Consider the following 12,501-nt stretch of genomic DNA (forward strand, 5'->3'; position numbering starts at 1 on the left):
GTTCAGTCCGGTCGGCGCACATGCAGCCTGGGGCGTTGGAGTGGTATGCAGCCGCAGGCAAGGTCGGCGGCTGCCCTTGATCGATCCACGGACAGTACACAGGAGATTTCCATGCCCCCTTCCATTCATCGCTTGGGCGCCATCGGCACCAGCTGCATTGCAGCGCTGATGCTCAGCGCCTGCGCGGGCTATCCACAGCAGGGCGGATATCCGGGTGGCGGCTACCCTGCAGGTGGCTATCCCGCTGGCGGATATCCCGCCGGGGGCTACCCCAGCGGGGGCTATCCCGCCAGCGGCCAGCCCGGCACGGCCTACCCGGGCGGCGGTGGCTATGTGCAGCAGGGGCGCGTGACCAATGTGCAACTGGTTCAGATCCAGCAGCCCAGCGGCATCGGTGGCTCGGGCATAGGTGCCGGGGCAGTGGTGGGTGGCGTGGTCGGCGGGGTGCTGGGCCGTCAGGTGGGCAAGGGCAGCGGGCGCGACATCGCCACCATTGCGGGCGTGGTGGGCGGTGCCATGGCGGGCAATGCCATCGAGAAGAACACCGGCCCTGGCGACCTGCGCGATGTCTACCGTGTCACCGTGCAGTTGAACGACGGCAGCACGCGCGTGTTCGACTACCAGAGCAATCCGCAGCTGCGCGTAGGCGAGAGCGTGCGCGTGGACAACAACCAGCTGCTGCGCTGAGTACCAGGCTCGCTCCATGCAAAAGGGCTCCCCGAAGGGAGCCCTTTGCCATTTCAGCGCGGCAATTTCAGTGCAGCGTGTCGTTGCCCGGTGCCATGGGCTGGATGCGGAAGAAGCCGGTGCCGGCCGAGCCGCGGCCGATTTCCTCCTCGGTGGCTTCGCGCACGCCTTCGACCTTCAGGTGCAGGCGCAGCGCGATGCCGGCCAGCGGATGGTTGCCGTCCAGCACCACATGCTCGGGATAGATTTCGGTCACCGTGTAGAGCAGGTCGGGCGGCACGGCGCTGCAGCCCTTGGGCAGGGCGCTGGCCTCGAAGCTCATGCCTTCCTCCAGCTCGGCCGGGAACAGGGCGCGCGGCTCCAGGAAGATCAGGCTTTCGTTGTAGTCGCCGAAGGCTTCCTCGGGCTCCAGGTGCAGGTCCAGGACCTTGCCCTGGCCGTGGCCCTGCAGGGCCTCCTCGATGCGCTTGAGCAGGTCGTCGCCGCCGACCAGGAACTCCACGGGCTCATCGAGCACGTCCAGTTCCTCGCCCAGGGTGTCCTTGAGGGTCCAGGTCAGAGCGACCACGCATTGTTCTGTGATTTCCATGGTGTGCAGCTTGTGCGGCCCATGCCGCGGTGGGGAAAAAGAAAGACCGCCGCGCGCGCCCGTGTTTGACGAAGGCGTGCCGGCGGCCGCGTTGGCGCGATTTTCCCACGGCGGCCCGGCTGCTGCGCAGGCCGGGCGGCGAGTCCTGCCGATCAGAACGGATAGTGGCGGGGCGCGGTCTGCATGGTGATCCAGCGCGTCTCGGTGAAGGCATCGATGCCTGCCTGGCCGCCGAAGTGGCCGTAGCCCGAGTTCTTCACGCCGCCAAAGGGCATCTGTGCCTCGTCATGCACGGTGGGGCCGTTGACGTGGCAGATGCCGGCCTCGATGCGCGCGGCCACGCGCCAGCCGCGTGCGGTATCGCGGGTGTAGACGGACGAGGACAGGCCGAACTCGTTGTCGTTGGCCATGGCGATGGCCTGCTCCTCGCCGCGCACGCGCACGATGGCCTTGACGGGGGCGAAGGTTTCCTCGCGGAAGATGTCCATCTCGGGCGTGACGCCGTCGATCAGCGTGGCCGCCATCAGGGTGTTGGAGGCCTTGCCGCCGCACAGCAGCTTTGCGCCCTTGGCCAGCGCGTCGTCGATCAGGCGGTTGGCGCGCTCCACGGTGGCCATGTCCACCACCGAGCCCAGCACCACGGGGCCCTTGCGCGGATCGCCCAGCGGCAGCGAGGTGGCACGGGCCACCAGCTTGTCCAGGAAATCCCCGGCCACGGACTCGTCCACGATGATGCGTTCGGTGGACATGCAGATCTGGCCCGAGTTGGCGAAGGCACCGAAGGTGCAGCCGGCCACGGCGGCGTCGATGTCGGCATCGTCCAGCACCACGAAGGGCGCCTTGCCGCCGAGCTCCAGGATGGCGGGCTTGAGGTACTTGGCGCAGGTCTGGCCGATGATGCGGCCCACGCGCGTGGAGCCTGTGAAGTTCACGCGGCGCACGGCCGGGTGTGCCACCATGGCCTCGACCACGGCGCCGGCATCTTCGGGCGCATTGGTCACGAAGTTGACCACGCCGGGCGGCAGGCCGCCTTCCTGCAGGGCCTCGATGATCAGGCCGTGCGTGGCGGGGCACAGCTCCGAGCCCTTGAGCACCACGGTGTTGCCGCAGGCCAGCGGCGTGGCGATGGCGCGCACGGCCAGGATGACGGGCGCATTCCAGGGCGCAATGCCCAGCACCACGCCAGCGGGCTGGCGCACGGCCATGGCCAGGCTGCCGGGCACGTCCGAGGGAATGATCTGGCCATTGATCTGGGTGGTCAGCGATGCGGCCTCCAGGAACATGTTGGCGGCCAGGTGCACGTTGAAGCCGGCCCAGATGCCCGAGGCGCCGGTCTCGGCGGCCATGGCGGCGGCAAAGGCCTCGGTCTTGGCCTCCAGCGCCTGCGATGCCTTCATCAGCATCTGGCGGCGCTCGGTCGGGCCCAGCGCGGCCCAGGCGGGGAAGGCCTGTTGTGCGGCTTCGACCGCGCGCACGGCATCCTGCGGCGTCGCGGCCGGGGCGCGCGTGGCCACCGATCCGTCCAGCGGATTGCGGCGCTCGAAGGTGGCGCCGTTGCCGGCCTGGACGGCCTGGCCTGCGATGAGCATGGTTTGTTCGATCATGACTGTCTCCTTGGTATGCGGTTGTGGCCTGGGCGTTGGCGCAGCCGGGCGTGCCGGTCATCGTAGAAGCAGGCGATGGCGCAGGCAGCCCGCTGGGCGCACAAAGCGCATGACGGATCGTGCACGGGCTCCGGGGTTTACCCTTGTCCTGGCTGTCCGCGGGGAAAGCCATGGGGCGCGACGGGCCTGCACTTTCCCATAATCACGTCCATGGCCGCACACAGATCCTTCACCCGTGCGGCGATCAGGAGAGACCGCACATGACCGATGCCATGGTGTTGAGCACCGACGGACTGCCGCCCGGCGAGACGGCGTCGGCCTGGCATGCCTGGATGTCGAGCCTGTTTGCGGGCCTGGATACCGATGTCTATGGCGAACGCCTGTTCGAAGGCCATGTGCGCGTGGCCAACGCCGGCGATGTGGTCCTGACCCGGCTGGAGGCGGGTCGCCACCGCGTCATGCGCAGCATGCAGGGCCTGCGCGCCCATGAGTCGCCCTATCTGAAGATCGTTGCGCCCTGGGAGGGCGTGGCCAGCGTGCGCCAGCACAACCGCGAGGCCAGCGTGCGCAAGGGCAGCTGGGTGATCTATGACACGGCGCAGGAGTACGAGGTGGCCAATCCCGAATGGTCGGAGCACCTCATCGTGATGCTGCCGCGCCAGGCCATCGTGGAACGGGGCATCCGGCTGGAAGGGCTGATGGGGCGCAATGTGGGCGGCAGCTCGGGCATCGCCCGCATCGCGCTGGAGACCATGCGCAGCACCTACCAGGAGCTGCCCGGCATGGCACCGCACCTGGCGCGCCGCGCGGGCGAGCTGCTGGTGGACATGGTCCATCTTTCGCTGCAGGAGCTGGCCGGGCAGGGCACGGCAGGCACCCAGCAACTGGCGCTGCAGGACCGCATACGCGCCCATGTGGTGGCCCATCTGCGCGATCCGGGCCTGTCGGTGGAGTCCGTGGCCGCCGCGCTCAACTGCAGCAAGCGCCATTTGCACAACGCCTTTGCGGACAGCCAGACCAGCCTGGGCGCCTTCATACAGCACAGCCGGCTGGAGCTGTGCATGCGCGAGCTGCTGCTGCCCGAGCACGCGCAGCGCACCATCACCGAAGTCGCCATGGACTGCGGCTTTGGCAGCAGCGCGCATTTCAGCCGGGCCTTCAAGGCCTATACGGGCCTGGCGCCCTCGGATTTCAGGGCCATGCGCAAGCCGGCCGGCTGACTGCCACGAAGCCATTGCGGGGCAGCTTGCGCTGGCGCCAGGACAGGGCAATGCCCGCATAGGACAATGCCGCCCTGTCTCTTCGCTCACTTCGGACCATTTCATGGACACCAACACACCGCTTGCCCTGCTGGGCGGGCTTACCGCTTCCCAATTCATGCGCCGCCACTGGCACAAGAAGCCCTTGCTGGTGCGCCAGGCAATCCCGGGCTTCAAGCCCCTGATTCCCCGCGCCAGGCTGCTGGCCATGGCAGGCGAGGACGGTGTGGAATCGCGCCTGATCCAGCAGCAGGACGGTGGCCACTGGAAGCTCAGCCACGGCCCGCTGTCGCGCCGCAGCCTGCCCTCGCTGCAAAAGCCCGGATGGACCGTGCTCGTGCAGGGCGTGGACCTGCACGACGACGGCGTGCACCAGCTGATGCAGCAGTTCCGCTTCGTGCCCGAGGCGCGGCTGGACGACCTGATGATCAGCTTTGCCACCGACCAGGGCGGCGTCGGCCCGCATTTCGACAGCTACGACGTCTTCCTGCTGCAGGCGCATGGCCGTCGGCGCTGGCGCATCGGCCGCCAGAAGGACCTGTCGCTGCAGCCCGATGTGCCGCTGAAGGTGCTCTCGAATTTCGAGCCCGAGGAGGAGTTCGTGCTCGAGCCCGGCGACATGCTCTACCTGCCCCCGAAGTGGGCCCATGACGGCATCGCCGAGGGCGAATGCATGACCTACTCCATCGGCTTTCGCTCGCCCGCGCGCGACGAGCTGGCCCGCGAGCTGCTGCTGCGCATGTCCGACGAGCCCGATGAGCCCGAAGTGCCGGTCGTCTACCGTGATCCCGACCAGCCGGCCGTCGAAGCCCCGGGCGAGATTCCCGCCAGCCTGCACGATTTCGCCCGCAAGTCGCTGGAACGCGCGCTGGCCGAGCCGCTGGCGCTGGAGCGCGCTCTGGGCGAGTACATGACCGAGCCCAAGGCCAATGTGTGGTTCGAGCATGGCGAGGAAAACGGCATGTTCGAGAGCGTGGTCCTGGACCGCCGCACCCGCATGATGTATGACGCCAGGCACATCTTCATCAACGGAGAAAGCTATCTGGCCGGTGGCCGCGATGCCACGCTGATGCGCAAGCTGGCCGACACGCGCGCGCTGTCGCGCACCGATCTGGCCAAGGCCAGCGACGATGCGCTGGAGCTGCTGTCCTCGTGGTTTGACGCAGGCTGGGTGCGTGGCGGCAAGCTGTCCTGAAGCGGGTAGACGCTGCGCCACAGGCATGCTAAGTTCGGGCATTCACTGTTGACAGCGTGCTGCTGAACAAGGGCGGACTTCGTTAGATTTGTAAAGAATTGTCTTGAGTCCGTCAGTAAATTGACAGCCACCTGCTTTTGTTACACAGTGCATGTCAAGGCAGTCAATCAACTGCCCCATCCGGACTTTGCAAGAGGATTTGTGCGGAATTGTTCTGAGGCTGTCAGTTTCGGTCAGCTTTGGGAAAACCTCCCTATAATCTGACGCGAGTCGAATGAATGTTTTGACGTGGCTTGGCCGTAGCGCTCCGGTTGCCTGCATCCGGTGTCGCAATGGCGGGGCCCTCCTGTTTACTGTCTTCTTACCTACTCTCTAGGAAACTGTGATGAAGAACTCTCTGATCCTGGCTACCGTGATCGCTGCTGCAGCTCTGGCCGCTTGCGGCAAGAAGGAAGAGGCTCCGGCCCCCGCTCCCGCTCCTGCTGTTGAAGCTCCCGCTCCCGCAGAAGCCGCTCCTGCTGCTCCCGCCGCCGACGCAGCTGCTCCCGCAGCGCCCGCCGCTGACGCAGCTGCACCTGCCGCTCCCGCTGCTGACGCTGCTGCTGCAGACGCCGCCAAGGCTGCTGCCGACGCTGCCGCCAAGGAAGCCACCAAGCAGTAATCCGGCCTTCGCCGATGGCACAGGCTTAGGCTTGTGCTGCGAAAAAACCGCATCCTTCGGGCTGCGGTTTTTTTTCGTCCACCGGGGCCCGGTCATGCATATCCATGGTCTATGCACGACGGCCCGGATGCAAAAAAGCCACCGGCAAGTGAATGCGCGGTGGCTGCAGGCGAGGGCGGCGGCTGCCGCCTCAATCCCGACGTGAGGATCGCCTACTTCATGTCGTCGGTGATGACGCGCACGATGCGCTGGGCATTGGCCGAGGTCTCTGGCTGGCCCTGGGTGTTGAGCACGGTGACCGTGGACTTGTCGCCCTCGCTGCGCACCTGGATCTGGTACTTGACCGGCGCGGCCGCGTCGGGCGAGCGGCTGAACAGCTTGCTGAAGAATCCCTTGGGCTCGACCTTGGCATCGGGCGCCACATAGCGCACGAAGTAGATGCCGCGGCTGCGGTCGCGGTCTTCCACGGTGAAGCCCGTGCGGTCCAGGGCCACGCCGACACGGCGCCATGCGCGGTCAAAGCCTTCGTCGATCTGCAGCACGGGCTGTCCGTTGGCGGATTCCATGCGCACGCTGCCGGTGGCGGCTGCCGTGGTGGTGTTGGCCTTGGCCACGGCGTCGGCCTGCTCCTGGCTCACGCCGAGCTTGACCATCAGGCGGCGCAGGAATTCGGTTTCCAGTTCCGGATCGGAGGGGCGCGGCTGCCAGATGGTCTGGTCCTTCTGGGCGCTGGTGTACACCTCCTGCATGCCGCGGTGCGTGATGTAGACCTCGGTGGAGCCGTCGGCCGAGCGCTCCAGGCGGGTGCGGAACCTGTCGCGCTCGCTGGTGGAGTACAGGCCGTCGAAGACCTTGCCCAGCGTCTTGCGGATCACGTCCTGCGGGATCTTGGCGCGGTTCTCGGCCCAATCCGTTTCGATGATGCCGAGCTGGCGGTCTTCAGTGGTGAAGATGAAGCCGTTTTCCAGCCAGAAGTCGCGCACGGGCTCCCACAGCTGGTCGGCAGGACGCTTGATCACCAGCCAGCGCTGCTCGCCATTGCGCTCGATGCGCACATCGCCCAGGGCGGCGGTGGCCGTTCGGCCCTCTGCCGGCTTTTGCGCCTTGGAGTTGGCTTCCATGGCGGCGGCGGAGACCACGCCGCCGGGCACGGCGTAGCGGGAGTCCGTGGACAGCTGTGTCAGGTCTGGCGGGACTTCCAGGGTGGGCGCCTGCTGCTTGCCGGCGCTCTTGTAGTCGATCTTGCTCTCTTGGAACGTGGTCGTGCAGGCTGTCAGGCCGATGGCCAGGCTCAGCAGGCTCAGACGTGCAATGGGCTGTTTCACGCGAATATCCTTGGTGCGTTCGGTCGGTGGGGCGGGGCGCCTCACAGCAGGCCAGCGGAGCTCAGGGCGGCTTCCACGGTGGCTTCCAGATTCTTGCTCAGGGGTGTCATCGGCAGGCGCATGGCCGGGCCGCAAAGGCCCAGGCGGGCTGCGGCCCACTTGACGGGAATGGGGTTGGCCTCGACGAAGAGGTTCTTGTGCACAGGCATCAGGCGCATCTGGATGTCCATGGCGGTGCGCACGTCGCCGGCCAGGGCCGCCTTGCACAGATCGCTCATCAGGCGCGGCGCCACGTTGGCCGTGACGCTGATGTTGCCGTGGCCGCCGCACAGCATCAGTGCCACAGCGGTCGGATCATCGCCGGAGTACACGCCGAAGCCTTCGGGCACTTCACGGATCAGCCACTGGGCGCGTTCGATGTTGCCCGTGGCTTCCTTGATGCCGATGATGGCGGGAATCTGCGCCAGGCGCAGCACGGTGTCGTGCTGCATGTCGGCCACCGAGCGGCCGGGCACGTTGTAGAGCACCACAGGCAGGTCGCCCACCGCTTCGGCAATGGCCTTGAAATGCTGGTACTGGCCTTCCTGCGTGGGCTTGTTGTAGTAGGGCACGACCTGCAGCTGGCTGTCGGCACCGACCTTCTTGGCGTAGCGGGCCAGCTCGATGGCCTCGTGCGTGCTGTTGGCGCCGCAGCCGGCCATCACGGGAACGCGGCCCGCAGCCTGCTCGACGGACACGCGGATGATTTCGCAGTGTTCCTCCACGTTGACGGTGGGGGATTCGCCTGTCGTTCCCACCACGCCGATGCAGTCCGTGCCCTCGGCCACATGCCAGTCGATGAGTTTTCGCAGCGCCGGGTAGTCAACACTACCGTCCTCGTGCATGGGCGTGATGAGGGCAACGATGCTGCCAGTGAGAGCGACGGAGGAGGATGTCATGTCCGCAAGAAAAAACGGGAAAGGATCATTCTAACGAGTGTCGGAGGCAGGCCCAAGGCGGTCTCCTGTAGGGATTCAGGCGATTGCAGAGCCTGACGCCTTCTGATGCGCCAGCATGGCCACGGGTTCCCGGCCTGTTGCATCGGGGCGCAGTGCCGCGATGCGCTGGACCATGCGATCGGGCTCGCCCAGCTGGCCGTGCTCGTAGGCCACGATGTGCCAGCCCGCGCAGGTCTGCAGCAGCTCGCCGGGCGCCAGCAGGAAATCGGGCCGGGAAGGCTTGCCGAAGGCCTCGTTGCCCTGGGCAAAGGTTTCGTACAGCAGCACGCCGCCGGGTGCCACGCTGCCCAGCAGCGCCGGCCACAGCGGGCGCCACAGATAGTGGGTCACGACCACGGCGCCGAACTGCCTGCCGGGCAGGGGCCAGGGGCCGTTTTCAATGTCGGCGCACAGCAGCTCGCCCACGCCCTGCAGGCCGGCCAGGGCCTGGGCGTCGCGGTCCACGCCCGTCACTGCATGGCCGCGTGCATGGAACCAGCGCATGTGGCGGCCAGGGCCGCAGGCCACGTCGAGCACGGTGGCCTCGGGTGCCAGAAGATGCGACCAGCGTTGGATCCAGGGCGAAGGCGGCGTGGCTGCGTGCATGTGAAATCTCGGAAATGAATTGAAAGCGGCCGCCATTGTGCCGCCAGGCCTTTGCCGCGCTTCAATTTCAGAAGCAGGCCCAGAGCTGGTCGGCCATGCCCAGCATGAACTCGGGCTGCAGATAGAGCATGAAGACCAGGCCCAGCACCAGCAGCACGGCGGCCCACAGCGCCAGCCTGCGCAGCAGCTGTGGGCGGGGCGTGGTGGCTGTCGTCATGTCAGGCCGCCGCCTGCGCCGCACGCGGCCTTGCCACCGGGGCTTCGCGTATCGGCAGGTTCAGCAGGCCGGCGGCCACGCCCAGGCCGATGGCAAGGTACCACACCACCTGGTAGCTGCCCGTGTGGTCATACAGATAGCCGCCCAGCCAGACGCCCAGGAAGCTGCCGACCTGGTGGCTGAAGAACACCATGCCGCTCAACATGGACAGATGCTGCACGCCGAAGATCTGGGCCACGGTGGCGTTGGTCAGCGGCACGGTGGACAGCCACAGTAGGCCCATGGCGGCAGAGAAGATGTAGACCGACCAGGGCGTCAGCGGCGCGAGCAGGAAGAGCACGATCACCACCGAGCGCGTGAAGTAGATGGTGGACAGCAGGTAGCGCTTGGGCAGGCGCTGGCCCAGGTTGCCGGCCACGTAGGTGCCAACGATGTTGAACAGCCCCACCAGCGCCAGCGAGATGCTGGCCACCTGCGGTGCCAGGCCGTAGTCCTTGAGGTAGCTGGGCATGTGCACGCCGATGAACATCACCTGGAAGCCGCAGACGAAGTAGCCGGCCGTCAGCAGCACGAAGCTGGGCGTGCGCAGCGCTTCGGCGACGGCCTGGCCCGCGCTCTGGTCGCGCACGGGTCGGGTATTGCCGGCCGTGAAGCCCGGCTCGCGCAGGCCGAAGGCCAGCGGAATGATCATCAGGGCGCACAGCGACAGCAGCAGCAGGGCGTTGGACCAGCCGAAGTTCGAGATCAGGCTGCCTTCCACGGGCACCATGAAGAACTGGCCGAAGGAGCCCGCCGCCGCCGTCACGCCCATGGCCCAGCTGCGCCGCGCCACGGGAATCTGGCGGCCCAGCACGCCGTAGATCACGGCATAGGTGGTGCCGGCCTGGGCTGCGCCTATCACCACGCCGGCCGTCAGGGCGAACCAGGTTGTCGTGGGCGCCATGGCCATGCCGGCCAGGCCCAGCGCATACAGCAGCGCGCCCACCAGGAGCACGCGGAAGGCGCCGAAGCGGTCGGCCAGCATGCCGCCGAAGATGCCGAGCACGCCCCAGGACAGGTTCTGGATGGCAATGGCCAGCGCGAAGGACTCGCGCGTCCAGCCCATCTCCTGGGTGATAGGCTGCAGCCACAGGCCGAAGCCGTGCCGGATTCCCATGGACAGCGTCACGACTGCGCCCCCGCACAGCAGTATCTGCACCATGGACATGGGTTGGTTGTTTTTGTGCATGCGGCAAACTTTAGCGAAACTCCGGGTTTTGCGCTGCGACGCATGGGTCGCCCATGCGCCAGCGCGGCACTTCGTAGCCCTTGGCGGCACTGGCCTTTTCGGGATAGTCAATGTCAATGACTGTGAATGTATCCAGCACTGAGCCGGGCCGCGCACTACAATCCGCCCCCATGGCAGTCAAACCATCTCCCACTTCCGCCAGCGAATACTCCGAAGGCTCGATACGCGTGCTCAAGGGCCTGGAGCCCGTCAAGCAGCGTCCCGGCATGTACACGCGCACCGACAACCCCCTGCATGTGCTGCAGGAGGTGATCGACAACGCGGCCGACGAGGCGCTGGCCGGCTTCGGCAAGAAAATCCGCTTCACCCTGCATTCCGACGGCTCCTACAGCGTCGAGGACGACGGCCGGGGCATCCCCTTCGGCATGCACCCCGAGGAAAAGGCGCCCGTGGTGGAGCTGGTCTTCACCCGCCTGCATGCGGGCGGCAAGTTCGACAAGGGCAAGGGCGGCGCCTACAGCTTCTCGGGCGGCCTGCATGGCGTGGGCGTCTCGGTCACGAATGCGCTGGCCACGCGCCTTGAGGCCTGCATCCACCGCGAGGGCAAGGTGGCCACCATCGCGTTCTCGGGCGGCGACGTGGTCGAGCCCCTGCAGTCGCGGCCGCTGGCCGCGGGCGAGCGCAAGCAGGGCACGACCGTGCGCGTGTGGCCCGATGCCCGCTACTTCGAATCCTCCCAGCTGCCCATGGGCGAGCTGATGCATCTGCTGCGCAGCAAGGCCGTGCTCATGCCCGGCGTGTCGGTGACCCTGGTCAACGAGAAGACGCGCGACACCCAGACCTGGCAGTTCAAGGGCGGCCTGCGCGACTATCTGCAGCAAAGCCTGCATGGCGAGGCCGTCATCCCCCTGTTCGAAGGCGAGGGCTTTGCCGACCGCAACCACGACAGCTTTGCCGAAGGCGAGGGCGCCGCCTGGTGCGTGGCCTTCACCGAGGATGGCGCGCCGCTGCGCGAAAGCTATGTCAACCTGATCCCCACCACGGCCGGCGGCACGCACGACAGCGGCCTGCGCGACGGCCTGTTCCAGGCGGTCAAGGCCTTCATCGAGATGCATTCGCTGCTGCCCAAGGGCGTCAAGCTCATGCCTGACGACGTCTTCGCGCGCGCCAGCTACGTGCTCAATGCCAAGGTGCTGGACCCGCAGTTCCAGGGCCAGATCAAGGAGCGCCTGAACTCGCGCGATGCCGTGCGCCTGGTCAGTGGCTACGTTCGCCCTGCGCTGGAGCTGTGGCTCAACGAGCATGTGGAATGGGGCCGCAAGCTGGCCGAGATCGCCATCAAGGCTGCCCAGACCCGCCAGAAGGCGGGCCAGAAGGTCGAAAAGCGCAAGGGCTCGGGCGTGGCCGTGCTGCCCGGCAAGCTCACCGATTGCGAAAGCCGCGACTTGAGCCTGAACGAGGTCTTCCTGGTCGAGGGCGACTCGGCCGGCGGCAGCGCCAAGATGGGACGCGACAAGGAAACCCAGGCCGTGCTGCCCCTGCGCGGCAAGGTGCTCAACACCTGGGAAGTCGACCGTGACCGCCTGTTCGCCAACAACGAGATCCACGACATCTCGGTGGCCATCGGCGTGGACCCGCATGGCCCCCATGACACGCCCGACCTGTCCGGCCTGCGCTACGGCAAGATCTGCATTCTTTCGGATGCCGACGTGGACGGCTCGCACATCCAGGTGCTGCTGCTCACGCTGTTCTTCCGCCACTTCCCCAAGCTCATCGAGGCCGGCCACATCCATGTGGCGCTGCCGCCGCTGTTCCGCGTCGATGTGCCTGCGCGCGGCAAGAAGCCAGCAGCCAAGATGTACGCGCTGGACGAGGGCGAGCTGACCGCCATCCTCGACAAGTCCGCCAAGGATGGCGTGCCGCGCGAGAAATGCCAGATCAGCCGCTTCAAGGGCCTGGGCGAGATGAATGCCGAGCAGCTGTGGGAAACCACGCTCAACCCCGACACGCGCCGCCTGCTGCCCGTGCAGTTCATGAATCTGGACTTTGCGGCGGCCGAGCAGGTCGTCACCAAGCTGATGGGCAAGGGCGAGGCTGCGGCGCGCCGCGAGCTGATGGAGTTGCACGGCGACGCCATCGAAGTGGATATCTGA

General features: G+C 66.8%; 12 protein-coding genes. 5 read left to right on the forward strand and 7 right to left on the reverse strand.

All coding sequences use genetic code 11. The annotated features are described in order from the left end of the window. Positions 1–111 precede the first annotated feature (111 nt). Positions 112–687 (forward strand): glycine zipper 2TM domain-containing protein, encoded by a 576-nt coding sequence (locus tag GRX31_RS05250; protein ID WP_043789866.1) that lies wholly within the window; start codon positions 112–114, stop codon positions 685–687. A 67-nt stretch (positions 688–754) separates the two neighbouring features. Here the strand turns inward: GRX31_RS05250 and GRX31_RS05255 are convergent, their stop codons facing one another. After that, entirely contained in the window at positions 755–1,276 is a 522-nt protein-coding gene (locus tag GRX31_RS05255) for an FKBP-type peptidyl-prolyl cis-trans isomerase (protein WP_043789867.1), read from the reverse strand. A gap of 152 nt (positions 1,277–1,428) precedes the next feature. Continuing rightward, on the reverse strand, positions 1,429–2,880 hold the full coding sequence (locus tag GRX31_RS05260; RefSeq protein ID WP_160851773.1) for an aldehyde dehydrogenase: 1,452 nt from the start codon (positions 2,878–2,880) through the stop codon (positions 1,429–1,431). A 260-nt stretch (positions 2,881–3,140) separates the two neighbouring features. On the opposite strand from GRX31_RS05260, the gene GRX31_RS05265 reads away from it, so the two are divergent. From GRX31_RS05265 to GRX31_RS05275, 3 genes are all read left to right on the forward strand, one after another. Further along, positions 3,141–4,100 carry a helix-turn-helix domain-containing protein gene (locus GRX31_RS05265; protein WP_160851774.1) on the forward strand — a complete coding sequence of 320 codons (960 nt, stop codon included), beginning with the start codon at positions 3,141–3,143 and terminating at the stop codon, positions 4,098–4,100. A 103-nt stretch (positions 4,101–4,203) separates the two neighbouring features. Continuing rightward, the gene (locus GRX31_RS05270; protein ID WP_046239715.1) at positions 4,204–5,334 is read left to right on the forward strand and encodes a cupin domain-containing protein; all 1,131 of its coding nucleotides are present in this window, start codon (positions 4,204–4,206) and stop codon (positions 5,332–5,334) included. A gap of 385 nt (positions 5,335–5,719) precedes the next feature. Beyond that, a complete protein-coding gene (locus GRX31_RS05275) occupies positions 5,720–5,995 on the forward strand; it encodes a hypothetical protein (RefSeq protein WP_160851776.1) in 276 nt (91 codons plus the stop codon). A gap of 212 nt (positions 5,996–6,207) precedes the next feature. Here GRX31_RS05275 and bamC read toward each other — a convergent pair whose 3' ends face one another. The 5 genes from bamC to GRX31_RS05295 form a co-directional block, all read right to left on the reverse strand. Next, positions 6,208–7,320, reverse strand: a complete 1,113-nt coding sequence (gene bamC, locus GRX31_RS05280) for an outer membrane protein assembly factor BamC (protein WP_016447628.1) — start codon at positions 7,318–7,320, stop codon at positions 6,208–6,210. Between the two features lie 41 nt (positions 7,321–7,361). Next, positions 7,362–8,258: a 4-hydroxy-tetrahydrodipicolinate synthase gene (gene dapA / locus GRX31_RS05285; RefSeq protein WP_016447627.1), complete on the reverse strand. Its 897-nt coding sequence runs from the start codon at positions 8,256–8,258 to the stop codon at positions 7,362–7,364. A 75-nt stretch (positions 8,259–8,333) separates the two neighbouring features. Further along, the gene (locus tag GRX31_RS05290) at positions 8,334–8,903 is read right to left on the reverse strand and encodes a class I SAM-dependent methyltransferase (RefSeq protein ID WP_160851778.1); all 570 of its coding nucleotides are present in this window, start codon (positions 8,901–8,903) and stop codon (positions 8,334–8,336) included. Between the two features lie 67 nt (positions 8,904–8,970). Beyond that, entirely contained in the window at positions 8,971–9,120 is a 150-nt protein-coding gene (locus GRX31_RS30505; protein WP_016447625.1) for a hypothetical protein, read from the reverse strand. A 1-nt stretch (position 9,121) separates the two neighbouring features. Continuing rightward, positions 9,122–10,348, reverse strand: coding sequence for an MFS transporter (locus tag GRX31_RS05295; RefSeq protein ID WP_017404391.1), 1,227 nt, complete (start codon positions 10,346–10,348; stop codon positions 9,122–9,124). Between the two features lie 170 nt (positions 10,349–10,518). Between GRX31_RS05295 and GRX31_RS05300 the strand changes: the two genes are divergently transcribed. Next, complete coding sequence (locus GRX31_RS05300) at positions 10,519–12,501, forward strand: DNA topoisomerase IV subunit B (protein ID WP_016447623.1); 1,983 nt, start codon at positions 10,519–10,521, stop codon at positions 12,499–12,501.

Source organism: Delftia sp. CH05 (assembly GCF_009827015.1).
GTDB lineage: Bacteria > Pseudomonadota > Gammaproteobacteria > Burkholderiales > Burkholderiaceae_C > Comamonas > Comamonas tsuruhatensis.